The sequence below is a fragment of the Hymenobacter monticola genome (assembly GCF_022811645.1).
Lineage (GTDB): Bacteria > Bacteroidota > Bacteroidia > Cytophagales > Hymenobacteraceae > Hymenobacter > Hymenobacter monticola.
This window is the reverse complement of the sequence record NZ_CP094534.1, coordinates 1859935-1884092: the sequence shown is the minus strand read 5'-3', so window position 1 is coordinate 1884092 and position 24158 is coordinate 1859935. Positions and strand designations below refer to the sequence as shown.

20 protein-coding genes are annotated in these 24158 nt (G+C 64.6%); 9 read left to right on the top strand and 11 right to left on the bottom strand.

Annotated features, from left to right (window positions below; translation table 11 throughout):
- The first annotated feature begins 22 nt into the window (after nucleotides 1-22).
- The 3 genes from MTP16_RS07940 (at nucleotide 23) to MTP16_RS07930 (ending at nucleotide 5927) form a co-directional block, all read left to right on the top strand.
- Nucleotides 23-1747, top strand: coding sequence for a T9SS type A sorting domain-containing protein (locus tag MTP16_RS07940; protein WP_243517849.1), 1725 nt, complete (start codon nucleotides 23-25; stop codon nucleotides 1745-1747).
- 301 nt (nucleotides 1748-2048) lie between these two features.
- Nucleotides 2049-5603: an endo-1,4-beta-xylanase gene (locus MTP16_RS07935; RefSeq protein WP_243517846.1), complete on the top strand. Its 3555-nt coding sequence runs from the start codon at nucleotides 2049-2051 to the stop codon at nucleotides 5601-5603.
- 96 nt (nucleotides 5604-5699) lie between these two features.
- Nucleotides 5700-5927 carry a PID-CTERM protein-sorting domain-containing protein gene (locus MTP16_RS07930; protein WP_243517845.1) on the top strand — a complete coding sequence of 76 codons (228 nt, stop codon included), beginning with the start codon at nucleotides 5700-5702 and terminating at the stop codon, nucleotides 5925-5927.
- A gap of 301 nt (nucleotides 5928-6228) precedes the next feature.
- Here MTP16_RS07930 and MTP16_RS07925 read toward each other — a convergent pair whose 3' ends face one another.
- From MTP16_RS07925 to MTP16_RS07910, 4 genes are all read right to left on the bottom strand, one after another.
- Nucleotides 6229-7299 (bottom strand): chorismate mutase, encoded by a 1071-nt coding sequence (locus tag MTP16_RS07925; RefSeq protein WP_243517843.1) that lies wholly within the window; start codon nucleotides 7297-7299, stop codon nucleotides 6229-6231.
- A 92-nt stretch (nucleotides 7300-7391) separates the two neighbouring features.
- Nucleotides 7392-8237: a prephenate dehydrogenase gene (locus tag MTP16_RS07920; RefSeq protein WP_243517841.1), complete on the bottom strand. Its 846-nt coding sequence runs from the start codon at nucleotides 8235-8237 to the stop codon at nucleotides 7392-7394.
- A 35-nt stretch (nucleotides 8238-8272) separates the two neighbouring features.
- The gene (locus MTP16_RS07915; protein WP_243517839.1) at nucleotides 8273-9475 is read right to left on the bottom strand and encodes a pyridoxal phosphate-dependent aminotransferase; all 1203 of its coding nucleotides are present in this window, start codon (nucleotides 9473-9475) and stop codon (nucleotides 8273-8275) included.
- A gap of 398 nt (nucleotides 9476-9873) precedes the next feature.
- Nucleotides 9874-10410 (bottom strand): DUF4833 domain-containing protein, encoded by a 537-nt coding sequence (locus MTP16_RS07910; protein WP_243517826.1) that lies wholly within the window; start codon nucleotides 10408-10410, stop codon nucleotides 9874-9876.
- A 127-nt stretch (nucleotides 10411-10537) separates the two neighbouring features.
- Between MTP16_RS07910 and MTP16_RS07905 the strand changes: the two genes are divergently transcribed.
- Nucleotides 10538-11635: an NADH:flavin oxidoreductase/NADH oxidase gene (locus MTP16_RS07905; RefSeq protein ID WP_243517825.1), complete on the top strand. Its 1098-nt coding sequence runs from the start codon at nucleotides 10538-10540 to the stop codon at nucleotides 11633-11635.
- A 57-nt stretch (nucleotides 11636-11692) separates the two neighbouring features.
- Here the strand turns inward: MTP16_RS07905 and MTP16_RS07900 are convergent, their stop codons facing one another.
- The gene (locus MTP16_RS07900; protein WP_243517824.1) at nucleotides 11693-12211 is read right to left on the bottom strand and encodes a DinB family protein; all 519 of its coding nucleotides are present in this window, start codon (nucleotides 12209-12211) and stop codon (nucleotides 11693-11695) included.
- Nucleotides 12212-12372: 161 nt separating this feature from the next.
- On the opposite strand from MTP16_RS07900, the gene lysA reads away from it, so the two are divergent.
- Nucleotides 12373-13602 (top strand): diaminopimelate decarboxylase, encoded by a 1230-nt coding sequence (lysA, locus tag MTP16_RS07895; protein ID WP_243517823.1) that lies wholly within the window; start codon nucleotides 12373-12375, stop codon nucleotides 13600-13602.
- A gap of 8 nt (nucleotides 13603-13610) precedes the next feature.
- Here lysA and MTP16_RS07890 read toward each other — a convergent pair whose 3' ends face one another.
- The 4 genes from MTP16_RS07890 to MTP16_RS07875 all read right to left on the bottom strand — a co-directional run bounded on the left by MTP16_RS07890 (nucleotide 13611) and on the right by MTP16_RS07875 (nucleotide 16912).
- A complete protein-coding gene (locus MTP16_RS07890; protein WP_243517822.1) occupies nucleotides 13611-13952 on the bottom strand; it encodes a hypothetical protein in 342 nt (113 codons plus the stop codon).
- A 78-nt stretch (nucleotides 13953-14030) separates the two neighbouring features.
- Nucleotides 14031-14450, bottom strand: coding sequence for a SpoIIAA family protein (locus MTP16_RS07885; RefSeq protein ID WP_243517821.1), 420 nt, complete (start codon nucleotides 14448-14450; stop codon nucleotides 14031-14033).
- A 113-nt stretch (nucleotides 14451-14563) separates the two neighbouring features.
- Complete coding sequence (locus MTP16_RS07880; RefSeq protein WP_243517820.1) at nucleotides 14564-15415, bottom strand: pirin family protein; 852 nt, start codon at nucleotides 15413-15415, stop codon at nucleotides 14564-14566.
- A 147-nt stretch (nucleotides 15416-15562) separates the two neighbouring features.
- The gene (locus MTP16_RS07875; RefSeq protein ID WP_243517817.1) at nucleotides 15563-16912 is read right to left on the bottom strand and encodes a Gfo/Idh/MocA family protein; all 1350 of its coding nucleotides are present in this window, start codon (nucleotides 16910-16912) and stop codon (nucleotides 15563-15565) included.
- A 199-nt stretch (nucleotides 16913-17111) separates the two neighbouring features.
- Between MTP16_RS07875 and MTP16_RS07870 the strand changes: the two genes are divergently transcribed.
- The 4 genes from MTP16_RS07870 (at nucleotide 17112) to MTP16_RS07855 (ending at nucleotide 23072) form a co-directional block, all read left to right on the top strand.
- Nucleotides 17112-19193, top strand: coding sequence for an ExeM/NucH family extracellular endonuclease (locus tag MTP16_RS07870; protein WP_243517816.1), 2082 nt, complete (start codon nucleotides 17112-17114; stop codon nucleotides 19191-19193).
- Between the two features lie 168 nt (nucleotides 19194-19361).
- The gene (locus MTP16_RS07865; protein WP_243517813.1) at nucleotides 19362-19967 is read left to right on the top strand and encodes a pentapeptide repeat-containing protein; all 606 of its coding nucleotides are present in this window, start codon (nucleotides 19362-19364) and stop codon (nucleotides 19965-19967) included.
- A gap of 249 nt (nucleotides 19968-20216) precedes the next feature.
- The gene (locus MTP16_RS07860; RefSeq protein ID WP_243517810.1) at nucleotides 20217-21251 is read left to right on the top strand and encodes a LacI family DNA-binding transcriptional regulator; all 1035 of its coding nucleotides are present in this window, start codon (nucleotides 20217-20219) and stop codon (nucleotides 21249-21251) included.
- A gap of 168 nt (nucleotides 21252-21419) precedes the next feature.
- Nucleotides 21420-23072 (top strand): MFS transporter, encoded by a 1653-nt coding sequence (locus tag MTP16_RS07855; RefSeq protein WP_243517807.1) that lies wholly within the window; start codon nucleotides 21420-21422, stop codon nucleotides 23070-23072.
- Between the two features lie 115 nt (nucleotides 23073-23187).
- Here MTP16_RS07855 and MTP16_RS07850 read toward each other — a convergent pair whose 3' ends face one another.
- Both MTP16_RS07850 and MTP16_RS26000 read right to left on the bottom strand, forming a co-directional pair.
- Nucleotides 23188-23622, bottom strand: a complete 435-nt coding sequence (locus MTP16_RS07850) for a hypothetical protein (RefSeq protein WP_243517804.1) — start codon at nucleotides 23620-23622, stop codon at nucleotides 23188-23190.
- A 79-nt stretch (nucleotides 23623-23701) separates the two neighbouring features.
- Nucleotides 23702-24115: a DUF433 domain-containing protein gene (locus MTP16_RS26000; RefSeq protein ID WP_317244097.1), complete on the bottom strand. Its 414-nt coding sequence runs from the start codon at nucleotides 24113-24115 to the stop codon at nucleotides 23702-23704.
- Between the last annotated feature and the right edge of the window lie 43 nt (nucleotides 24116-24158).

Here is a 24158-nt window from a genome sequence, read left to right as displayed (position 1 = left end):
GGCATGCCGTTAACCGCTTTCTATGACCTACATCTCCTCTTTGCTGCGCCGTGGCTTCTTTACCGGACTGCTGCTGATGCTGTGGCTGGCGGGGCCGGCGGCGCGGGCCCAGTCCTTGCAAATGACAGCCGCAATGGTGCCCACCCCGAACAGCTCCTTGCAGCAAGGCCCCATGACCACCGATGCCGCCGGCAACGTGTTCGTCGCCGGGTATTTTTTTGGCACGGTCAGTTTTGGCGCTATTACGCTTACCAGCCAGGGCTACTTCGATATGTTCATCGCAAAGTGGAGCCCCGCGGCCCGCGCTTTTGTGTGGGCGAAACAGGTCCGCGGCACCACTTACGTGCAGCCGGACCGGCTCGTGAGCAGCGGGGGCAGTCTCTACGTAGCGGGCCGGTTTTATTACACGGCTACATTCGACAACACCAGCCTGACAGCCGCCGGCACCAACGGGGCCAATGCCGACGTGTTCGTGGCCAAGCTCCTGGACGGGGGCGGAACAGCCAGTTGGGCGTGGGCCGTGCGGGCTGGCGGCAGCGGGAATGACATCGCCACGGGCCTGGCTGTAAACGGCCCGAACGTGTACGCAACGGGCTCGTTTGCCGGCACGGCGGCGTTTGGGGCAACCGCCCTCACCAGCGCGGGTGACACCGACGGGTTCGTGGCCAAGCTCTTGGATGCGGGCACTGCCGCCAGCTTTGGGTGGGTGCTTTCCATCGGCAGCACCGGCAGCGACTTTAGCAACGCGCTGGCGGTGAGCGGCACGGCCCTGTACCTGGCGGGCGGATTTTCCGGCGCCGTGGGCTTCGGCAGCACGGTGCTGACCAGTACCAATTTCGACATGTTCGTAGCGAAGCTTACGGACGCCGGGAGCGCCGCCAGCTTTAATTGGGCGCTGGCGGTCGGTGGGGCCAGCAGCTTGGTTAATCCGAGTGACTTGGCCGTCGGCGGGGGAAACGTATACGTCACGGGGCGTTTCCAGGGCCAATGCACTTTCGGCACCGCCCAGTTGTCGTCAACCTTAGACCCCTACTTTCCATCCAACGACATATTCGTAACCAAAGTCACCGACGGCAACGGCAGCGCTGCCTTTGCCTGGGCCCGCCGCGCGGGCGGGATAGGCGATGATGCTGCGCTGGGCCTCATCGCCCGGGGCAGCAACCTCTACATAACCGGCTATTTTGGGGGAGTGGCAGACTTCGGCACGACCACCGTGACCAGTACCGGCGATGCCGATGTTTACGTGGCCAAGCTAACCGATACAGGCCCCGGCGGCAGCTTCGGCTGGGTGCAGCAGGCCGGCGGCAGCCGTGCAGATATTGCCTACAGCATTGCGGCGGCCGGCTCCACGGTCTACGCGCACGGGTTTGTCAATACGCCGGCCACCTTCAGCGGCACTCCCCTGCCAGGAAGTATTCCCACCAATACGCGTCTGGGCTTCCTGGCCTCCCTCGCCGACCCTACCCTCACGGCCACCATGGCGGCTAAAGACAACTTAGGTTTCAGCATAGCCCCCAACCCGGCCCGCAGCACCGCCACCGTGCAGCTGCCCGCCGTGCCCGGCGCCACCAGCGCCGTCCTCACCCTAACCGATGCAATGGGCCGCTCTGTGCGCACCGAAACGCTCAGTTGGGCCTCCGCCGGCCGCCCCCACACACTGGACCTGCGCGGCCTGCCCCCCGGCCTCTACGCCGTGCAGGTGCAGGCCGGCAGCACCCGCGGCACTCAGCGTTTGGTAGTGGAATAAGCCGTTAAGGCTATACACATGAGCTTATAAAAAGGGGCCCCACGGTAGTGGGAGCCCCTTTTTGCGTGCGCAAGGAAAATGGAGGCTGCGGGCAGGCAATAAAATTTTGTGCTAGCCCGGCTATCACAAACGGTTGTGTAACTATCACAATCGTTACCGCTAAAAAAAGTGGCTTATCGGCAGAAAAACAGGCATTTATTCCATGAGGAAGGGACATACTTTTAAATCGGGTGCCGGCGCCGGACGCGGCCGAAGCAGCCGATTTTCTCATCTACAATTCCCACCAATTCCCTTCCTTCCTATGAAGAAACTTCAACGCGTTTTTCTTACGCTGGCGGCTGCCTTGAGCGGCCACCTCACCCTTTCGGCGCAGAACGCGCCCGTGCCCTTCCAAGCCGAAAGCGGCACCTCGGCGGGCGGGGCCATCACGGGCGCGGCGCAGGGCGACTGGGCTTTCCGCATCACGGGCACCCCCGCCGTGACGTACGCCACCTCGCTCACCGATGTGGCGTCCATTCCCGGCGGCGGCGGCTTTCCGGGCAACGCTAACCGGGTGCTGAGCTACACCGTGACCTTCCCCGGGGCGGGCACTTACGATTTGTACGCCCGCATCCGGGTGGGGGCCAACGGCGCCAACGACGACAGCTTTTTTTACGGCAACAGCTTCGGGGCCAAGGGCGTGACCACCAGCTCGGATTGGGTGAACTGCAACAACGTTTACAACATCGGCTACACCGGCGCCACCCAGGTGGTGGACGGCGCCGGGGCGGCGGGCAACAGCGTGTGGAAATGGGTCAACCTGTCGAAGTACAGCTTCGGCGGCGCACCGCTGGTAACGTTCACCGTGCCGGCCGGCGCCCTCACCCAAACCTTCCAGATTGGCGCCCGCGAAGACGGGCTCGATTTTGACAAGTTTGTGTTTGGCGAAACCGGGCGCTACTTCACGGTGGCCAACCTCGACGCCGGGGCGCAGGGCTCTAGCACCCCGCCGGTCACCTTCACGCCCACCGGCGTGCCTTTCGCTACGGGTAAGCCCAAGTACCTGGGCAGCGCCTACAGCTCGGCCCAGGCGCCCTTCTTCGGCAACTACTGGGACTCGGTGACGCCCGAAAACGGCGGCAAGTGGGGCGTGGCCGAAAGCACCCGCGGCAACTACAACTGGGCCGAGGCCGACGCCGCCTACGCGCAGGCCGTGGCCACGGGCGGCCCGTTCCGCTTCCACACGCTCATTTGGGGCACCCAGCAGCCCACCTGGCTGGTGGGTCTCTCGCAAGCCGACCAGCTGGCGGCCATCAACCAGTGGTTTGCGGCCGTGCGCGACCATTTCGCGGGCAAGCGCATCGACTTCATTGATGTGGTGAACGAGCCCACGCACCAGCCCCCGGTGGTGCGGGCCGGCGTGGCCGACTGCGGCGGCTACATCGACGCGCTGGGCGGCAGCGGCACCACCGGCTGGGATTGGGTGATTACCTCCTTCCAGCTGGCCCGCCAGTACTTCCCGAACTCCAAGCTGATGCTGAACGAGTACAGCGTGGAAAACGAGCCCAACCGGGCCGCCACCTACGTCACCATCGCCAACCTGCTCAAGGCCCGCGGGCTGATTGACGCCATCGGCATTCAGGGGCACTCGTTCTCGCTGGCGTCTACGTCCACGGCGTCCATTCAGGCTAATATGGCCACGCTGGCGGCCACCAACCTGCCGCTTTACGTCACCGAGTTCGACCTCGACGGCCTGGCCGATGCCGACCAGCTGGCCAACTACCAGCGCGTGTTCCCGCTGTTTTGGGAAAATCCGGCCGTGCGGGGCATCACCCTGTGGGGCTACCGCGTGGGCCACTGGCGCACCGCCCAGGGCGCCAACCTGGCCAACGCCGACAATACCGAGCGCCCGGCCCTGGTGTGGCTGCGCAACTACGTGGCCAGCACCTACACCGGCCCCATGTGGACCGGCAACACCAGCAGCGCCTGGAGCACCGCCAGCAACTGGATAACCAACAACGGCGCCCCCGCCAACGCCCTGGTCTCATCAACCTCGGCCTACACCCTGCCCCTGGCTACGGATGACGCCTTCTTCCCCGGCTACGCCGCCAACCAGCCCACCGTGAGCGGGGCCCAGGCCATTCGCAGCGTCACGCTGTCGGGCAGCAGTTCCACCCTCACCACCCCCGCCGGCAGCACCCTCACCCTGACCGGCAACCTGACCAACAACGGCGGCGCGCTGGCTGGCAGCGGCAACGGCACCATTGCGCTGGCCGGCACCGCCGCCCAAACCATCGGCGGCACCAGCGTTTCCAATTTCCAGAACCTGACCGTGGGCTCGGCGGGGGCCAGCCTGGCCGCCGCCGCCGGCGTGCGCCAGCTGTTGAGCCTGACCGGCAACCTCACCACCAACGGGCGCGCGTTCACGCTGCTTTCCAATGCCACCGGCACGGCCATGGTCGTGAACGCCAGCGGCACCGTGGTGGGCAATGCCACCGTGCAGCGTTACATCGACCCGGCCAACCCCGGCCAGGGCTACCGCCACTACGCGCCGCCGGTGAGCGGCAGCACCGTGGCCGATTTAGCCACCAGCGGCTTCACGCCGGTGGTGAATCCGGCTTACAACACGCAGGGCAATACCGTGCCTTCCTTCCCCACGGTGTTTGCCTACAACCCGTCGCGTCTGTTCGCCTCGGCCAACCCCGCTACCAGCGCGTTCGACTACGGATGGGAATCGCCCACGGCGCTGAGCGACGCCCTGAATCCCGGCCAGGGCTACACCGTGAACATTCCGGGCAGCCAGACCGTGGACTTTGTGGGCGCGCTGAACAACGGCGCCATAAGCCGTAGCGGCCTCACGCGCACCGCCCTGCCGGAGTCGGGCTGGCAGCTGCTGGGCAACCCTTACCCCGCCCCGATTGACTGGGAAGCCGTGAGCACCACCGGGCTCGATGCGGCCGTGTACGTGTTCCGTTCCAGTGGCCAGTACGCCGGTACTTATTCCAGCTACGTACGCGGCGGTGCCAGCACCAACGGCGGCACCAACCTGCTGCCCGTGGCGCAGGGCTTCTTTGTGCGCACCACCTCGGCGGCCACGCCGGGCGCCATCAATTTCGCCAACACGGCCCGCGCCACCACCTACGCCAGCCCCGTCTTCCAGCGCAGCACCACCACCGACCCGCTCGTGCGCCTGGACCTGCGCGCCGCCACCGGCCCGGGCGATGAAACCGTCGTCAGCTTCGCCAGCGGCGCCAGTTCCGGCTTCGATGCCACGGCCGACGCCTACAAGCTGACCGCCAGCGGGACGCCCGTGCTGGCCAGCGAAGTAAGTGCCACCGAGCTGCTGTCCATCAACACGCTGCCGGCGCTGGGCACCGCCGACGTGAGCGTGGCCCTGCGCGTGGCCGCGCCGCAAGCCGGCACCTACACCCTGCGCGCCACCGAGCTGCTGAACCTGCCCGCCGGCCGCTACGCCTACCTGCGCGACGCCCAAACCGGCACCATGTTCGACCTGAGCCAGCCCACCGGCTACACCGTGAGCCTGGCAGCCGGCCCGGCCGCCACCGGCCGCTTCGCGCTGCTCATCACCCAAAACCGGGTGCTGGCCACGGCGCCGGCCGCCCTCAGCCAGCAAGCGGCCCTCTACCCCAACCCGGCCCACGGCAGCGTTTCGCTCAGCCTCCCCGCCGCGCTGGGCACGCAGGCCCTGGAAGTGTCACTGCTGAACGCCCTGGGCCAAACCGTGCTGCACCAAACCCTGCCCGCCAGCGCCAGCCTGCTCCGCCCGCTGTCGCTGCCCGGCCTGGCCCCGGGCATCTACACCGTGCGCCTGCAAACGGCCGCCGGCACCATCAACAAGCGACTGACGATTAACTAGCTACGCACGCACCGAGCCCCCGGTCGCCTTGGATGGCCGGGGGCCTCTACCGCGCTGGCGGTGGGCATTCTCCTCATCTTTTGCAATCTTATTGATATGAAAAACCTCAACACCTGGCGCCTGGCGCTAACAGCCGCCGCGCTGTGGCTGGCCACGGGAGCTGCATCGGAGGCACTGGCGCAGCCCGGCAGCGGCGGCCCCGGCCCGGGCACGCCCACCACTCCTAATCCCACCGATGTGCCCCTCGATGGCGGTGCTTCGCTGCTGCTGGCGGCCGGCGCCGCCTATGGGCTGAAGCGCCTGCGCGAACGCGGCAAAGTTTAATTACCCATCGAAACAGCGAAGCTGTTTCGAAAGTCAGCCGCACCGGTCACACCGCTCTAGGCGGTCCGACCGGTCGTCGTCTGGACGCGTCAGGTGAGCTCTGCTATTACTTCCCACGACAACCGGTCGGACCGCGAAAAGCGGTCGGACCAATCCAAGCGACTTTCTAAACAGCTTCAGCATAAAAAAGCCGCCTTGCAGTAGCTAAGGCGGCTTTTTTATATACTACAAGTATAAAATCCGTACAAAACGCCTTTTATCGACTGACGTGTTGGCAAAGCAGTCTCAGGCATTCGCAATTTTAGCTTTCCATCACCTTGTTCTGGCGGTTGATGGATTCCAAATGTACTGCGGCCAGGTATTGCGCCACAAATTCTTGTGTGAGGCCCACAGACGCCCCTTGACGCTGGGCGCGTTCCAGCACCTCGTTCCAGCGGTTGGTTTGGAGGATGGTGAGGTCGTTTTCCTTCTTGTAGCGGCCAATTTGCTCCGCCACGGCCATGCGGCGGCCCAGCAGTTGCATCATTTCGGCGTCGAGTTGGTTGATTTGCTCGCGCAGGCCGGCGAGGGCCGAGCGAAACTCCTGCTCGTGAGTGGGTTCGTGGCGCCACACCAGGTCTTGGATGAGGGCACGCAGCACTTCCGGGGTGATTTGCTGCCGGGCGTCGCTCCAGGCATTATCCGGGTCAATGTGGCTTTCCAGCATGTTGCCGTCGAAGCCCAGGTTGAGGGCCTGCTGGGCCACGGCGGCCAGCGTGTCGCGCCGGCCGCAAATGTGGCTGGGGTCGCAGAGCAGCGGCAAGTCGGGCAGCCGGCGCTTCATTTCAATGGGCAGGTGCCACATCGGCGCATTGCGGAAATCGGTGTTGCCGTAGCTGGAAAAGCCGCGGTGCACGAGGCCCACGTGCGTGAGGCCGGCTTTTTGCAGGCGCTCCACGGCGCCCACCCACAGCTCCAGTTCGGGGTGAATGGGGTTTTTCACCAGCACGGGCACGTCGACGCCGCGCAGGGCGCTGGCAATTTCCTGCACCGAAAACGGGTTGCCGGTGGTGCGCGCGCCCACCCACAGGATGTCGATGCCGAAGGCCAGGCAATCTTCCACGTGCTTGGCGGTGGCCACTTCCACGGCCGTGGGCAGGCCGGTTAGCTCGCTGGCGCGCTTGAGCCAGGGCAGGCCCCGGGTGCCCACGCCCTCGAAGCCGCTAGGCTTGGTGCGGGGCTTCCAGATGCCGGCGCGCAGGGCCTGTACCTTGCCAGTGGCGGCCAGGCGCTCGCAGGTTTCGAGCACCTGCTCCTCGGTTTCGGCCGAGCAGGGCCCGGCAATAAGGAAAGGCTTGTCGTCGGGCTGGCGGTTGAATAAGGCGGATTTCATGGCGGGGATGGTGATTTGATTCATTAGGATGTTGGTTGTTGGATTAGTTATTGGCTGCGCTCGGCATGACGGCCGACTTTGCACTTCATTCATCACGGCAGCATTTTGCGGATGCGGTTGGCTTGCCCAATCTGCTCGGCTAGCCCGTCGTAATCTTCCTGCGTCAGCAGCCCGCGCAGCACTTGAAGCTGATGCAGGTGCTCGTCGAGCACATCGAGCACGTTCAGCCGGTTTTGGCGGAAGATGGGCACCCAGGTGGCCGGCGCGCTCTTGGCCAGCCGCACCGTCGACTGAAACCCGCCGCCGGCCAAATCGAAGATGCGCTGCTCCTCCTTCTCTTTTTCCAGCACCGTGAGCGCCAGCGCAAACGAGCTGAGGTGCGAGATGTGCGACACGTAGGCCGTGTGCAGGTCGTGGGCCGCCGCATCCAAGTGCAGCAGCCGCATGCGCAGCGCCTGAAACAGCTTTTCGACTAGTTGCACGGCGTCGGGGTCGCTGTGCTCGGTGTCGCATAGCACCACATTTTTGCCTTCGAACAGGCCCGCCACCGCCGCATCGGGCCCCGAATACTCGGTGCCGGCCATGGGGTGCGCGGCCACGAAGCGCCCCCGGCGCGGGTGCCCGACCACGGCCGCCAGCAGCGCGCCTTTGGTCGAGCCCACATCGATGACGACGTGCTGCGGCCCGACGGCGTCGAGCACGGCGGGCAGCACCGCGAGCATGGCGTCCATGGGCACGGCCACCACCACTAGGTCGGCGCGGCGCACGGCCGTGGGTAGGTCGGTTTCGATAGCATCTACCAAGCCCAGCTCTTGGGCGCGGCGCGCGTGGGCCGGGCTTGCTTCTACCCCGATGAGGTGCTGCGCCAGCCCATACTGCCGCAAGCTGAGGGCCAAAGAGCCGCCGATGAGGCCGAGGCCGATGATGGTGACAGTCATTTGGTGGAGTTGTGGGTCAGTGAAGTGTTGAATTATCAGGCCGTCATGCCGAGCGTAGCCGAGGCATGACTGGCGTTTCGCCATTTCCGCACCCGCGCCAGCGCTTCGCACAGCACGCTTTCTGGCTGGCACAGGCTGGCCCGCACGTAGCTCCGGCCATTGCTACCGAAAATGCCGCCTGGCGTCAGAAACACCCGCGCTCCGGCCAGCACGGCGTCGCTCAGGGCGTAGCCGTCGGCGTATTCGGCCGGCACGGCGGCCCACACGAACAGGCCCACCTGGCCAGCGGCCGGTTCGCAGCCCAGCGCGCGCAGCAGCGCCAGCACCAGCGCGCGGCGGAAGCGGTAGGTGGCGTTCAGTTCCCAAAACCATTGCTCGCCCAGCGCCAGGGCGGCCACCGCCGCCTGCTGCACCGGCAGAAACATGCCCGAATCCATGTTGCTCTTGAAGCGCAGCACGGTGGCCACGAGGTCGGCGCGGCCGCACAACATGCCCACGCGCCAGCCGGCCAGGTTGTGGCTCTTGCTGAGCGAGTTCAGTTCCATCGCTACCTCGCGGGCGCCGGGCACGGCCAGCAGGCTCAGGGGCGGCGTTTCATTCAGAATGAAGCCGTAGGGGTTGTCGTGCACCAGCAGAATGCCGTGGGCTTGGGCAAAGGCCACCAGCCGCGTCAGGAAGGCCACGTCGGCCGCAGTGCCGGTGGGCATGTGCGGGTAGTTCACCAGCATGAGCTTCACCCGCGAGAGGTCGGACGCGGCCAGGGCATCCAGGTCGGGCAGCCAGCCGGTAGCGGCCGTGAGGTCGTATTCGCGCACTTCGGCCCCGCTGATTTCGGCCACGGCGCGGTAGGTGGGGTAGCCAGGGTTGGGGATGAGCACCGCGTCGCCGGCTTCCAGAAAGGTCATGGCCACGTGCATCAGGCCTTCTTTGGAGCCCAGCAGGGGCAGGATTTCGCTGGCCGGGTCGAGCGCCACGCCGTAGTGCCGCTGGTAAAACTCGGCCATGGCGCCGCGCAGGGCCGGCGTGCCCTGGTAGCCCTGGTAGCCGTGGGCGTGGGGCTGGGCAGCGCTGGCAGCGAGGGCGGCCGTCACGCTCGGGTGCGGCGGCAAATCGGGGCTGCCAATACCGAGGTTGATGATGTTGGCGCCGGCCGCATTCAAAGCTGTCAGCTCGCGCAGCTTACGCGAGAAGTAGTATTCGCCGGTGTGGGCTAGGCGGCTGGCAACGGGAACTTGCATGGTGAATTCGAAAAATCGAGCGTGAGGTTTGGACAATAAAAAAGGGCCTCCGTGTGGGGCCCTGGTGGTGTTGACAGCGAGCGGTTAGCTCGGGCAACAGCGGGCCGGCTTCTTCGGGAAGAAGTAGTGATAGCCGTAATAAGAAGCGACCTGTGGCGTGGAAAACATGACGGAATTGGGCATTAAAAAAGCGCCGGCCCGATGAACGAGCGGCGCTGGAAAAGTCTGAGGGTTAGCTACAAACGGCGGCACGCTCTACGCGGTGGCGTAGAGGTAATAATAGCTGAGCTGGATGCGCGAATGGAGCATAACAGGAGTGGTTTGCGGTTGCAAGGTAGGCACGCCGGGCAGAAATGCAAATGAAGATGCGCTTGCCGGGTGCGGAGGGAAAGTCCGCGCTACAGCGTGATACGCTCCACCAGCAGCTCGCGGGTGGCCGTATTTAAGCCTTTGAACTCGATGTACTTGACATTCGGCACCCAGAACGTGCCGCCCTCGATGCGCAGAAACACCCGCTCCAGTTGCAGCTGCTTGCCGGCCAGGGTGGTATACACGTGGAAGTTCTTATCGACGGGCGAGCGCAGCAGGAAAAACCGCACCTTGCTGTAGGCCGCAAACTTCAGCTCGTACTTCTCGGCCGCCAGCTTTTCGGCCGTGAGGCCGTAGGCAAACTTGCGTTGAATGAAGTTCAGGTCCTTGCGCTCGCCGTGCTCGTCGTAGCGAATCCAGAACACGTTCACGGGCTCGTCCTCGACCAGGCGGCCGGCGCGGTCCAAGTTCAGCTGGTAGATAACCGTGTTGGTGTTGGGGTCGCGCTGCAGGTAGAACAGCTGGTTGGGCACCCCGCTGGGCACCGGAAACGTGGTAACGGGCTTCTGCAGCGGTAGCAGGGTGCAAAGCAGGTTGAAGAACAGTAGAAAAGCCGGAGCCGACATTTTTTATAATAACGCAATGAGGCCGCAAAAATACCGCTTACCCAACTGCCGAGGTGTCTCAGCCATAACCCCACGAGCCGCAAACCGGTTAAGGAGGCTTGGCTTCTGACTTTACATTTCGCCTTCTATGATTAAGCTATTTGAACCCCTGGCCCTGCGCGGCATCACCCTGAAAAACCGCATTGTGGTGTCGCCCATGTGCCAGTACAGCGCCCAGGACGGCTTTGCCAACGACTGGCACCTTGTGCACCTGGGCAGCCGGGCCGTGGGCGGCGCGGCCCTCATCATCCAAGAAGCCACGGCCGTGTCGCCGGAGGGCCGCATCAGCCCCGAAGACCTGGGCATCTGGAAAGACGAGCAGGTGCCCATGCTGCGCCGCATCAACGACTTCATTGTGGCGCAGGGCAGCGTGCCGGGCGTGCAGCTGGCCCACGCCGGCCGCAAAGCCAGCACCTTCGCCCCCTGGCGCGGCGAGGGCGCCGTGCCCGAAACCAAAGGGGGCTGGCCCGTGGTGGGCCCCGGCGACGAAGCTTTTGCACCCAACTACCCGCAGCCGCAGGCCCTCGACGTAGCCGGCATTCAGAAAGTCATTGCCGACTTCCGCGCTGCCGCCCAGCGCTGCCTTGATGCCGGTTTCCAGGTAATTGAGCTGCACGGCGCCCACGGCTACCTGCTGCACCAGTTTCTATCGCCGCTGAGCAACCACCGCACCGACGAGTACGGCGGCAGCTTCGAAAACCGCATCCGTCTGCTGCTGGACGTGGTGGCCGCCACCCGCGAGGTGTGGCCCGAAAACCTGCCGCTCATCGTGCGTATCTCGGCCACCGACTGGACCGAAGGCGGCTGGAACGCCAGCGAGGCCGTGCAGCTGTCGGCCATACTAAAAACGCGCGGCGTCGACCTGATTGACTGCTCCACCGGCGGCAACGTGCCCAAGGCGCCCATCCCCGTGGGCCCCGGCTACCAGGTGCAGTTTGCTGAGCGCATCAAGGCCGAAGCGGGTATTCGCACCGGCGCAGTGGGCCTCATCACCAGCCCCGTGGAGGCCGAAGCCATCCTCGCCAACGGTCAGGCCGACTTGGTGCTGCTGGCCCGCGAGTTTCTGCGCGAGCCCTACTTCCCGCTCTTCGCCGCGCACGACCTGGGCGTGGAGGTGCCCTGGCCGCCGCAGTACGAGCGCGCCAAACCCCGCGTGCACAAGGAGGCGGCCGCGGGCCCGCGGTAAAGCCAACGGGAAAAAAGGCCGTCATGCCTTGGCTGCGCTCGACATGACGGCCTTTTCCTACTTATTCCGCACCCACTGGGCCGTCACCAGCAATTGGCCCAGGTGGCGGGTGGTGTGCTCGGCCGCATGAAAAAGCAGCCCCAGGTGCGTAGAAGGCACCTGCGCCCGGCCCACGCCACGCACTTCGGTGAGGGTAGCCTCGTCGGTGGCTTTAAGCTGCGTCATGGCTTTATCCACCGTGTTGCTGAAATCCTGCACCAGTTTTTCAACAGTATCCTTAGCAACAACCAACGGCGGGACTTCGGCATTGAAAGCGGCGAACTGCTGCGCTGTGAGGGTTTCCTGCCGGGCGTAGGTAAGCAGGCGGTCGAGCACACCGGCCAGGTGCTGCAGGTGGAAGCCCACGGAAGCCACACCGGCCGGCCGCTCGTTCACGAGCTCAGGTGGGAAATTCTGCATGGCGGCGGTTAGCTCGTCGCGGGCTTGCAGCAGAGCGTGGGCCACGGGTTGCAGCAGCGGCGGCACGCCGGCAACGGGGCCGCGCAGCCAGACTTCGAGGGGTGTGGAAGTAGACATAAAGAGGAATTGAGGGAATTATGCACATGAATTGCACGTCATGCAGGGCGCAGCAAAGCATCTTGCCCGCAATAGTAAATAATTACGCTGCGTAGGCAAGATGCTTCGCTGCGCTCTGCATGACGAATGGCTTCGCTGCTACAAGCCGTACTTTTGTGATTATGTCTGATGTGAACGAGGCGCTGCGCGCCGCCGCCGACCAGTTCGGCACCCCGCTATACGTTTATAACGCGGCTACCATTACGCGCCAATACCGGAAGCTAACCACGGCTTTTGCGGGGCACAAAACGCGCTTTTTCTACGCCTGCAAGGCACTGAGCAACGTAGCCGTGCTGCGCCACGTCCTCGGCCTGGGCTCGGGGCTCGACTGCGTGAGCATCAACGAGGTGCGGCTGGGCCTGCACGTGGGGTTTGCGCCCGACGAGATTTTGTTTACGCCCAACAGCGTGACGTTTGAAGAGCTGGTGGAAGCCAAGAACCTGGGCGTCAACCTCAACATCGACAATATTTCGCTGCTGGAGCGGTTCGGGGCCACGTTTGGCGGCTCGTACCCGGTGTGCGTGCGCCTGAACCCCCACATCGAAGCCGGCGGCAACTACAAGATTCAAACCGGCCACATCGACTCCAAATTCGGCATCAGCATCCACCAGATGCGCCACCTGGAGCGCGTGGTGAAGGGCACCGGCCTGCACGTGCGCGGCCTGCACATGCACACGGGCTCCGAAATCAAGGACGTGGGCGTGTTCATGCGCGCCTTGGAAATCCTGTTCGATGCGGCCACGCGCTTCCCGGAGCTGGAGTTTCTGGATTTGGGCTCGGGCTTCAAAGTGCCCTACAAGCCCGGCGACCCCGAAACCGACGTCCGCGCGCTGGGCGAGCAGGTGGCCGCGGCCTTCAAATCCTTCGAGAAAGAATACGGCCGCGAGCTGGAATGCTGGTTTGAGCCGGGCAAGTACCTGGTGAGCGAAAGCGGCTTCCTGCTGGTGAGTGTGGCGGTGGTGAAGCAGACCACGGCCACCGTATTCGCGGGCGTGAATTCGGGCTTCAACCACCTGATTCGGCCCATGTTCTACGACAGCTACCACCACATCAGCAACCTGACCAACCCCAAGGGCGCCGAGCGGCTCTACACCGTGGTGGGCAACATCTGCGAAACCGACACCTTTGCCTGGGACCGGCTGCTGCCCGAAATCCACGAAAACGACCTGCTGGCCTTCCACAACGCCGGCGCCTACGGCTTCGAGATGAGCAGCAGCTTCAACTCGCGCACCCGGCCGGCCGAAGTGCTGCTGGACGAAAGCGGCGAACTGCGCCTGATTCGCAAGCGCCAGACGTTTGAGGACCTGCTGGCCGGGCAGGTGGACACTGTAGCCGAGGAAAAGGTCGGCTAAGCGGCGCGCTATTTGGCGCGCCGCAGCAGGTAGCCGGTTTGGTTGTTGTACGGGATGGAATTTATACCGACGCACTCCCAGCCCAAGCTACTCAAGTAATTGAGTGCCGCGGCAGCTGACCGCAACTTCCGCACCATCTGGTCGGCTTGTAGCATGGCTACATCTGTGGAGCCGCCTTTGAAATGCTGCCCAAATTCGAGCCGCGCTTGGTCATAATCTTGTCCCGTGACGGCGAGCATGCAATGCTCATACTGAACGGCCGCGGCGCGGGCCGGCGCGGGCGTCGTTTGGGCTACCGATGAAAAAGATGCCGCCAGTAACAGCATCGAGAGAACAATGATTTTGCGCATAACGGCGAGGGAAAAACCGGCTCAAAGCTAAATGTCCGCCGCCAAAACCAACTTCTCCTGCCGATTACGTTTTCAGTGCTAATTGCTGGGCGCGGCCAACCATGCCACCGCTTCGGCTTCGGCCTCAAAGGTGCGGTAGGTGTGCGGCAGGCCGCGCGAGGCCATCACAAATTGATTCATGGCCAGGCGGGCAAACACGTTGTGGGCCACGAGCACGGCGCCGCGGCGGTAGCCGTGCTCCTGCACGGCGCGGGGCAGCCACTCGCTGGTCATCCAGTCCTGCTCGGCGGGGCTGAAGGGCGCCATGTTGCGCTGGTCGACCAGCATACCGCTCCAGCGACGGCGGCTCATGGCCTGGGCGGCGTGCGTGAGCAGGGCCCGAAACTGCACGGTTTCGCGCGGGCCGGCGTGGTATTCCAGCCGCACGTAGCCGGCCGGCTCCTCCCAGATGCGCCCGTGGCTGTTTTCGAAATAAAGGGAACGGGTAGCAGCGGCCATCAACACCAGCGAAGCAAACAAAAAACAGCCGCCCACGCCTCGACGTGAGCGGCTGCTGGCTTCAACCGGGAAACCCTGGTTGAGGTTATTCGTCGGCGCATCTTTTCTACCAATCAGCCGTTCCAGACGCCGAAATCGCCGCGCTGGTAATCGCGGTAAGCCTGCTGAATCTCGGCCTCGGTGTTCATCACAAACGGTCCGTACGACACCATGGGCTCGTTGAAGGGCGCGGCGTGGCCCAGCAGCAGCACGGCGTCGGCGGTGGCTTCTAGGTGCAGCTCATCGCCGTCGTGGTTGAATTCGAGCAGCTCCCGGGCGCGGGTGTCGGTGCCGTTCACGCGCAGGGCGCCGCGCACGGTGTAGAAGAACACCGTGCGCGGCGCGGCCACGGGCAGCGTCAACTGGCTGTCGGCCGGCAGGTCCAGCCAAGCCAGGGCCACATCGGCCAGTGGCTGCACGGCGCCAGCGGTGCCCAGCCACTGGCCCGATACGGCGTGCACCACCACGCCGCCCGGCAGCGTCAGGACCGGAATCTCGTCGCGCTGCAGGCCGATGTAGCGCGGCTCCACCAGCTTGTCTTTGGCCGGCAGGTTCACCCAGAGCTGCAGGATTTCGAGCGGCCCACCGGTTTGCTTGAACGCCTCCGACGACACCTCGGCGTGAATCAGCCCGCGCCCGGCCGTCATCCACTGAATGCCGCCGGCGGTAATTACGCTTTCGTGCCCGCCGGTGTCTTTGTGCAAAATGTCCCCTTCGAGGATAAATGTGACGGTTTCGAAGCCCCGGTGCGGGTGCGGGCCGAAGGGTAGCCCGCGGTTGCGCGGTGGGTACACCTGCGGCCCGTGGTGGTTGAGAAACAGAAACGGGTCGAGGTACTCGACCGAGGCCGTGGGCAGCGCCCGGTAAGTCACGAGGTCGGCGATGGGCGCATTGATGGCCCGGTGCCGCTGCTTGATGGTGCGCATGGGTGGTGGGAATTTTGGTGAAAAGGAAGAATAAAACCGTCTGTCATCCTGAGCGCAGCGAAGGACATTATCACGTTTCAACGACCTTGTTCTAAAGTGATAAGGTCCTTCGCTGCGCTCAGGATGACAGACGCTTGTTAAACCCGTCTATGCCTCCTCGTCCTTCGGTGCCTCGCCCCGGAAGGCATCGACCTTGCTCACCGCAGGCAATTTCACCGGTTTATTTTCCTTGGCCGACTGGTAGATGGCTTCCATGATGCGCTGGTCCTGCAGGCCCTCTTCGCCGGGCGTGTAGGGGGTTTTGTTTTGGCGCACGCACTCGGCCATGTGGTCCATTTCGAGGGCAAACTGGTCTTTCATGGGGTCGTTGGGCGTTTCCTTTAGTTGCTTGCCTTTAGGGGCGTGCACGCGCTCCTGGTGCAGGCCCTGGTAGGTGAAGGCCGGGTCCATTTTGATGGTGCCTTCTTCGCAGTGCACCATGTAGCTCTTGTTGTTAAACGTGCCGTAGCCCGTCATGCACTGCGAGATGACGCCGCTCGGGAATCGCATGGTAAACGTCACGTTCTCTTCCACTTCCTTGAACCGGTCGTCGCCCGGCGTGCTGTAAATCTGGGCCGACACTTCGGTGGGCTCCTCGCCCAGCAGGAAGCGCGTGGTGTTGAGGCAGTACAGGCCAATGTCGGGCAGGGCGCCGCCGCCGGCCAGGGCCTTTTTGTGGCGCCACTGCTGGTCGTGGGCCTGGTTCTGGTTGTTCACCATCTGGATGAGCTTGGGCTTGCCGTAAGTTTTGTCGCGCACGGCCTTCTGGGCCATGCGGTTCAGGGGCTCGTACTGAATGCGGTAGGCAATCATGAGCTTTTTGCCGGCTTTTTTGCAGGCCGCAATCATTTCCTCGCACTCCTTCGCGCTGTTGGCCATGGGCTTTTCGCAGAGGATGTGCTTGCCGGCCTTGGCCCCGCGCAGGGTGAATTCGTGGTGCATGGAGTTGGGCAGCACGATGTAAATCACCTCCACCTCGGGGTTGTCCTTAAGCTGGTCGTAGGTCTGGTAGGAGTAGCAGCTGCTGGGCTTGATGCCGTACTGCTGGGCCACTTTGCGCATTTTTTCCGGGTCGCCGCTCACCAGGGCCACCGCCTTGGCGTGCTTGCACTGCCCGAATGCGGGCAATATTTCATTGAGGGTGAGGTGGCCCAGGCCCACCACGGCGTAGCCCACGCGCCGCTCGGGCGCGTCGGGGTTGAAGGGCTCGGCGCCCTTGGGGTCGGTGGGCGCTTCGAGAGGCGGCAGCTTGATGTCGAGCGGACCCGTGGCGGGCGGCAGGGCTATGTCAGAAGCGTTGGCGGCTTCGGCCGCAGCGGCGGGCAGGGCGCCGGCCACGCCCACGGCCAGCAGGCCGAGGCCGGCGTGGTTGATGAACTGCCGACGCGAGGTGTCGCAGCCGGTATCGGCCGGAGTGGTTTCGGCCACGTCGGGCGCGTAAGGGTTTTCCTGAAGCATGCTAAACGGATTGGAAAAGTGGAACTAAGGAGAGAACGGCTTTGCTTACGTGCCCAGACTGCCTGCAAGTTGCCGGCCGCCCCGCTGCGGTCGAGCTTAGGCACAGCTGCCGCGGGCTCCCTTTCCACATTCCGGCCCCAACCGTCAAATCCACAGTACATTTACAGCCCCGCATTGGGATTTTTTGATTTTTGATTATATGACGAAGGTTTTCGCTCGCTCTTTCCTCCTTGGTTTCGGCACGCTGCTGGCGGCCGCCACCGTTCAGGCCCAAACGGTGACGCCCATTGGCACCATCCAAACCAGCGGCGCGCTGGCCACCCCGGGCACCTACACCATCGAGGCGGTGGTGACGGGCGTGTACCCCGGCCTGAGCCCGGCCGGCTTCTACGTGCAGAACGACGCCGCCGGCGCCGACGGCAACCCCGCCACGTCAGATGCCCTGTATGTGGTGCAAACCAACCCTTCGGTGGCCGTGGGCAGCAAGCTACGCGTCACGGGCACGGTGCAGGAAACAGCTAGCACACCATCCAATGGCCAAGCGGTGCTCACCAGCCCCAGCATCACGCTGCTGGCGGCCAGCAGTCCGCTCCCGGCCTTCACGCAACTGGACAACGCCACGTTTTCCAGCCTCGACGCCGAGCGATACGAGGGCATGCGGGTGCAGTTTTCGGCCCCGGTCACGGTGTCGGATTTGTCCACGCTGAAGTCGCGCGGCGAGTTGGATATCTCGGTGCGCGGACTGGTGTATCAGCCCACCCAGATGGTGGACCCCAACGACGACCCGGCCAGCGGCACCAGCAGCACCGGCACCAGCAACGTGCCCGCCGTGAACGCCTACCAGGTGGCCAACGTGGCCAAGTCCTTGCTGCTCGACGACGGCCGCGCCGCCGTGAATCCGCAGCCTACCCCCTACCTCGACGCCACCCTCGGCACGGTGCGCGTGGGCAGCACCATTGCCAGCTTGCGCGGCATCATGGGCTACGGCAGCAGCGCCTGGCGCATTCAGCCGCTGGCCGGGGCCGACGCGCCGCAGGTAATCACGGTGCGGCCGCCGGTGCCCACTTTCAGCAACATCGACGTGAAGCTGGCCAGCATGAACGTGCTCAACTTCTTCAACGGCGATGGCGCGGGCGGCGGCTTCCCTACCTCGCGCGGGGCCGCCACGCTGGCCGATTTTCAGCGCCAGCGCAGCAAAATTCTGGCCGCCCTCACCCAGATGAACGCCGACGTATTGGGCCTGATGGAGATTGAGAACGACGGCACCCGCCCGATTTCGGCCATTCAGGACTTGGTGGACGGCCTGAACCAGGCCCTGGGCGCGGGCACCTACGCCTTCATCGACGACGGCGGCCTCTACACCCAGCCCAACAACTCGGACCTGATTCGCTGCGCCATTCTCTACAAGCCCGCGGCCGTGACGCCCTACGGCAACTTTCTGCTGAGCACCGTGACGGGCGTGTTTGAGCGTCCGCCCATTGCCCAGCTCTTCACCACCAACCGCTCCACGGCCGCCCGCGACACGTTCGCCATCGTGGTGAACCACTTCAAGAGCAAGGCCAGCGGCAGCGGCCTCAACGCCGACCAGGGCGACGGCCAGGGCGGCTCCAACCTGCGCCGCAAAGGCCAGGCCACGGCCCTGGTGCAGTTCATCAACAATGTGGTAAAGCCCGCCGGCACCCGCTACGTGGTGAGCGTGGGCGACTACAACGCCAACTACGAGGAAGACCCCATGGACATTCTGCGGGCCGCGGGCTTTGTGCTGGGCAGCCCGGCCACCAGCGCGTCTTACCTCTTCAACGGCCTCAGCGGCGCCCTCGACCACGCCGTGCTCACGCCCAACCTGGTGGGCCACGCCGCCGTGGAAAAATGGCACCTCAACGCCGCCGAGCCCGAATTTCTGGAGTACGACGTGGCCGGCGCAGCCACCGACATCACCAGCCCTTTTCGCTCCTCCGACCACGACCCCGTGCTCGTGGGGCTGAACTTCCGCAGCACCGTGACGGCCGCCACGGCTTCAAAAGCCGCCACCGCACGCCTGCAAATCTTCCCCAACCCCGCCCCCGGCGCCTTCAACATCCGCATCGCCAACCCCGATGCGCGGCCGCTGACGCTTGAGGTGCTATCAGCCCTGGGCCAGCCGGTATTGGCCTTGCGCGGCACGGCCGCCGAGGTGCAGGCCGAGTTGGCGCAGCGCACGGCGGCGCTGGCGCCGGGTGCTTACTTGGTGCGGCTGCGCGGCGAGGGGCTGAGCGAGGTGCAACGAGTAGTGAAGGAGTAGCGCCTAACGTGGGGCCTCCCCCAACCCCTCTCTTAAGGGAGAGGGGAGCCTGATGATTCCAAACGAAGCAATACCGGCTTCCCCTCTCCCTTGGGAGAGGGGAAGCCGGTGAGGCCCTACGCCTGAACGAGATGATGACGTTCTTTGCGGCGCACTTCACGCCCATCCATGCCGCCCCGCCGCAAGCCCGCCTCCACCCTGCGCAAGCCCGACCGATTTCCGGAAGAAAACGTAGCTACGGGCTGGGACGCCCGCCACTTGCTGGGCCACACCGAGTTCGAGGAATACCACTTCATCAATTGCGACTTCGGCGGGGCCGACTTGAGCCGGCTCCGCTTCAGCGAGTGCTTGTTTGAGCGCTGCAACCTGGCCGCGGCCAAGCTGGCGGGCACGGCGCTGCAAAACGTGGCCTTCGCCGATTGCAAGCTGCTGGGCCTGCAGTTCACGGCCTGCCGCGACATGCTCTTTGGCGTGCACTTCGACCAGTGCCAGCTGCGCTACGCCTCGTTTGCGGGCCGCACCATGCCGGGCACCCGCTTCGTGGGCTGCCACCTCGAAGATGCCGATTTTGCCGACGCCGACCTGGCCAATGCCGTGTTCCAAGAATGTGCGCTGGCCGGCGCGGTTTTTCAGAACACCCGCCTGCCAGGCGTCGACTTCACCACCGCCACCGGCTTCATTATCGACCCCGAAACCAACCCGCTGCAGGGAGCCAAGTTCACGCTGCACGGCCTGCTGGGCGTGGTGGCCAAGTTTGGGTTGGTGGTGGAGTAGCGCGGTGAAGCGGCGCCAAGCCGGGGCCAAAATGCGCGGGGCAATTTCCGGTTTCGTTTGCGGCTAGTAGATTGCGACTGAATTCCCATCTATGCCCGAAAGCGGTGGCCCTACAACCGGGTTGCCGGGCAGCTTTCGGTAAATTGTCAGCACCACGCGTAGGCCCGTCCGGGGCCGGGCGCTGGGGCCCGCGAACGTTGGTGCAGCAACCACGGCGCGGGTATTTTTTCACCTCGCTACAACTCACAGATGGCCCATCGCCGCGCCTCTATCACTGACCTGGCCAAAGTGCTGGGGCTTTCTCCTTCTACTATTTCGCGGGCCCTGAGCGACCACGACGACGTGAGCGAAGCCACCAAGGCCCGCGTGCGCCAGCTGGCCGAGGAAATGCACTACCAGCCCAACCAGCTGGCCGCCGCCCTGCGCCGCGGCCGCAGCAACACGCTGGGCGTGCTGGTGCCCCACATCACGGGCCATTTTTTCCCGCAGGTGGTGCACGGCATTGCCACCGAAGCCGCCAAGCTGGGCTACAACGTGATGATTTGCCAGAGCAACGAAGACGCTCGCCAGGAGCAGAAAAACATCGACCTGCTGATGAACTCGCAGGTGGAAGGCATCCTCGTGTCGCTGGCCAACACCACGCAGAGCTTCGGCCACTTCGAGGCCGTGCGCCAGCAGAACATTCCGCTGGTGTTTTTCGACCGCGTGGTGGAGGATTTCAGCGGCAGCAACGTGAGCGCCGTGATGATTGACGACTACCAGGGCGCCTATCAGGTGGTGACGCACCTCATCGAGCAGGGCTGCACGCGCATTGCCCATTTCAGCGGCCCGCTGCACCTCAACATCCACAAAAACCGTCACCAGGGCTACCGCGACGCCCTCACCGCCCACGGCCTGCCCGTGGAAGAGGAGCTGATAATGTTCTGCGAGATGAGCCAGAAGGGCGGCACCCAGGCGATGCGCCAGTTGCTGAGGCTGCCCAAGCGGCCCGACGCCGTGTTTTCGAGCAACGACCTGGCGGCCATCGGCGCTATTCAGGCCGTGAAAAGCGCCCGCCTGCGCGTGCCGCGCGATGTGGCCGTGGTGGGCTTCAGCAACGAGATGTTCACGCTGCTCACCGAGCCCATGCTCAGCAGCGTAGACCAGCGCTGCGAGCAAATGGGAAAAACGGCGGTGCAGCTGCTGCAAAAAATGCTGAAAGGCGGCCCCAACCGCCAGACGCCGCCCAAGCCCATCGTGCTCAAGCCCAAGCTGCTGGTGCGCGAGTCGTCGCAGAAGAGGTAAGTAAAAGGGCTGTAGCGTGGACTCTGCGAGTCCGCGCCCGTCAGCACAGTAACCGCGCCCGGGCGCGGACTCGCAGAGTCCACGCTACAACCTCCCACCGCCTCAAAGCCGTAGGTAGCCATTCTGCCCGCCTGCCTGTTATACCAGGCAGATTCCTACTGCTTTTCGATGACGCCCACCACCGCTGCCCCCGCCGCCAAAGCCACGCTGCTTACGCCGTTCACCATCGCCATTTTCCGGGCCATCTGGATTGCCGGGCTGGTGAGCAACGTGGGCACCTGGATGCAGAACGTGGCCGGCGTGTGGCTCGTCACCACCCTCACCACCTCGGCCCTGCTCGTGGCCATGATGCAGGCGGCCACCAGCTTGCCGGCCTTTTTGCTGAGCATGCCGGCCGGGGCGATGGCCGATTTGGTGGACCGCCGCCGGCTGCTGCTGTTCACGCAGGGCTTCATGGCCGTGGTGGCGGCCGTGCTGGGCGCGCTCACGCTGGCCGGGCAGGTGTCGGCGCTGGGCGTGCTGGGGTTCACCTTCCTGCTGGGCATGGGCGCGGCCCTGAATGCGCCCATCTGGCAGGCCGTAACCAACGAGTTGGTGCCCCGGCCCGTGCTGCCGTTTGCCATCACCCTCAACGGGGTGAGCAACAACATTGCGCGGGCCATTGGCCCGGCCATTGGCGGGGTCATCATTGCTTATTACTCGGCCGGCTGGGTGTTCGTGCTGAACGGGGTGTCGTTTCTGGGCACCTGGGCGGTGGTGTATTTCTGGAAGCGGGAGCCGGAAACCGTCAGCGGGCCGGCCGAGAACTTTGTGGGCGCGCTGCGGGCCGGGCTGCGCTACGTGCAGTACTCGCCGGCCATCTACGGGGTGCTGGTGCGCACGTTCGCTTTTTCGTTTGGGGCCACGGCCATGTGGGCGCTGGTGTCGGTGGTCATTGCCCGGCGGCTGCACCTGAGCTCGGGGCACTACGGCGTGATGCTGTCGTGGCTGGGCGCGGGTGCCGTCACGGGCGCGTTTCTGATGGGCCGGGCGGGCTCGCGGCTGAGCTTTAACCAGCGGGTGCTACTGGGCGTGCTCATGTTTGTGGGCACCAACGCGGCCCTGGCGCTCATCGCCAACATCTACCTGTTGTATGCCGTGATGTTCCTCTCCGGCATTGCCTGGCTGATGGTGATGACCAGCTTTAGCACCACCGTGCAGCTGAACGTGCCGCGCTGGGTGCAGGCGCGCGTGATTAGCGTGTACATGCTGGTGTTTCAGGCCGGAATGTCGCTGGGTGCCCTGGCCTGGGGCGAGCTGGCCGACCGCCTCAGCCTGGAAACCTCGCTGCTCATTGCCGCCGGCTGGATGCTGGCGAGCACCGTGCTGGCCCTGCCCTTCCCCATGCGTCCGGCCGAGGGCCTCGACCTGGCGCCTGCCGAGCACTGGCCCGACCCCAAAACCGAAGGCGACGTCGACCCCGACGACGGACCCGTGGTGATTATGATTGAGTACCACGTGGAGCCCGCCAAGTGGACGGCCTTCCGCGCGGCGGCCGAGCAACTCAAGCGCCTGCGCCTGCGCGACGGCGCCCTGCGCGCCGGCATGTTTGCCGACGTGGCCCACCCCACGCGCCTCACCGAGTTCTACTACGTGGCCACCTGGGGCGAACACCAGCGCCAGCACCACCGCTTCACCAAGGAAGACCAAGTGGTAGAAGCGCAGCTGCTGAGCCTCCACAGCGGGCCGGAGCCGCCACGTGTCACGCACTTCCTGGCCTTCCCCAATGCCTCCAATGTGGAAATGGCCACGCCCATGCAAACGCAGGAAAGCCAGCGGTGACTTGTAGCGCGGACTCTGCGAGTCCGCGCCTGGGCGTGTGGTTATATGCTCTGACGGGCGCGGACTCGCAGAGTCCACGCCACAACCCATGCCAAACCGGGTCCCCGTCCCCGCCCTACTCCCCTGCCTTCCCGCGCCGCTTCTCGTCGAGCCAGGCATTGGCGGCGCCTTCGTCAATGAAGCGGGCGTACTGGAAAGGGGCCGAGGCGCCGGGCGACTTTTCGGGCATGTTGGGGTCGGCTTCGATTTCGGCCAAGTGGTTGGGCAGCACCAGAAAGGCCACGTACAACCTGCCGCCCATTTCCTGCTGCACCCGGGGCAAAAAGCTGGTGACGACCCACTCGGGGCCGTTGAGGCGGCGGTCGGTGCGGCGGCGGGCATCCATGAGCCAGTGGCGGCAGTCGTGTTCCTGCGCGGCCAGGCGCATGGTTTCGTAACCTTCGCGCAGCTGCTCGTCGGTGATGGAGCACAGCCAGCGGCCGATGAGCAGGCACGAATCGGGCCGGTAGGCAACTTGCAGAAAAGACGTGGACGCGAGTTCCTGGTACATGGCAGGGGGCATACGGGCGCCCGCTGGGGCAGCCGGCTTAGCACCCAAATCTACGCACCGATTTCAGCTTGGCAGCGGCTCATTTTTGGAGCGTTTGCGGCCGCAGTTGTTGTGGCTGCGCCGGTGCAGTGCCCGCTTCGGCCGGCACCGGGCTACGCTCCCAGAGCTGCTTCAGAAACTCCTGCTCGGCCAGCCACTGGCTTTGCCGGTTCAGTATCCACTCCTCCGAGTTTTCGTCTTCGGGGCCCGGCGCGGAGCGGTCGAGGGGCTTGAGGCGTTCGGCGGCGAAGAGCAGGCAGGCCCGCAGGTCTTCGGTTTCCAGCTCGGGGTGCCGGGCCAGGATTTCACACTCCGTGGTGCCCGCGGCCAGCCATTCCAACACCTGCCACACGGGGTAGCGCAGGCCGCGCACAGTGGGCTGCCCGTTGCAAATAGACGGGTGAACGGTAATGCGGGAAAATGCCGGAAACTTCATTCCGTCAAAACTACGCATTTGCGACACGGTCTGCAAAAGGCCGCGCAGCCCCGACGCCGTT

Coding starts and splice junctions, on each gene's coding strand:
- MTP16_RS07870 (WP_243517816.1), top strand. CDS start 17,112: ATGACGAAGGTTTTCGCTCGCTCTTTCCTCCTTGGTTTCGGCACGCTG.
- lysA (WP_243517823.1), top strand. CDS start 12,373: ATGTCTGATGTGAACGAGGCGCTGCGCGCCGCCGCCGACCAGTTCGGC.
- MTP16_RS07935 (WP_243517846.1), top strand. CDS start 2,049: ATGAAGAAACTTCAACGCGTTTTTCTTACGCTGGCGGCTGCCTTGAGC.
- MTP16_RS07860 (WP_243517810.1), top strand. CDS start 20,217: ATGGCCCATCGCCGCGCCTCTATCACTGACCTGGCCAAAGTGCTGGGG.
- MTP16_RS07940 (WP_243517849.1), top strand. CDS start 23: ATGACCTACATCTCCTCTTTGCTGCGCCGTGGCTTCTTTACCGGACTG.
- MTP16_RS07915 (WP_243517839.1), bottom strand. CDS start 9,475: ATGCAAGTTCCCGTTGCCAGCCGCCTAGCCCACACCGGCGAATACTAC.
- MTP16_RS07850 (WP_243517804.1), bottom strand. CDS start 23,622: ATGTACCAGGAACTCGCGTCCACGTCTTTTCTGCAAGTTGCCTACCGG.
- MTP16_RS07855 (WP_243517807.1), top strand. CDS start 21,420: ATGACGCCCACCACCGCTGCCCCCGCCGCCAAAGCCACGCTGCTTACG.
- MTP16_RS07925 (WP_243517843.1), bottom strand. CDS start 7,299: ATGAAATCCGCCTTATTCAACCGCCAGCCCGACGACAAGCCTTTCCTT.
- MTP16_RS07885 (WP_243517821.1), bottom strand. CDS start 14,450: ATGGCCGCTGCTACCCGTTCCCTTTATTTCGAAAACAGCCACGGGCGC.
- MTP16_RS07910 (WP_243517826.1), bottom strand. CDS start 10,410: ATGTCGGCTCCGGCTTTTCTACTGTTCTTCAACCTGCTTTGCACCCTG.
- MTP16_RS07920 (WP_243517841.1), bottom strand. CDS start 8,237: ATGACTGTCACCATCATCGGCCTCGGCCTCATCGGCGGCTCTTTGGCC.
- MTP16_RS07865 (WP_243517813.1), top strand. CDS start 19,362: ATGCCGCCCCGCCGCAAGCCCGCCTCCACCCTGCGCAAGCCCGACCGA.
- MTP16_RS07900 (WP_243517824.1), bottom strand. CDS start 12,211: ATGTCTACTTCCACACCCCTCGAAGTCTGGCTGCGCGGCCCCGTTGCC.
- MTP16_RS07890 (WP_243517822.1), bottom strand. CDS start 13,952: ATGCGCAAAATCATTGTTCTCTCGATGCTGTTACTGGCGGCATCTTTT.
- MTP16_RS07930 (WP_243517845.1), top strand. CDS start 5,700: ATGAAAAACCTCAACACCTGGCGCCTGGCGCTAACAGCCGCCGCGCTG.
- MTP16_RS07880 (WP_243517820.1), bottom strand. CDS start 15,415: ATGCGCACCATCAAGCAGCGGCACCGGGCCATCAATGCGCCCATCGCC.
- MTP16_RS07875 (WP_243517817.1), bottom strand. CDS start 16,912: ATGCTTCAGGAAAACCCTTACGCGCCCGACGTGGCCGAAACCACTCCG.
- MTP16_RS26000 (WP_317244097.1), bottom strand. CDS start 24,115: ATGCGTAGTTTTGACGGAATGAAGTTTCCGGCATTTTCCCGCATTACC.
- MTP16_RS07905 (WP_243517825.1), top strand. CDS start 10,538: ATGATTAAGCTATTTGAACCCCTGGCCCTGCGCGGCATCACCCTGAAA.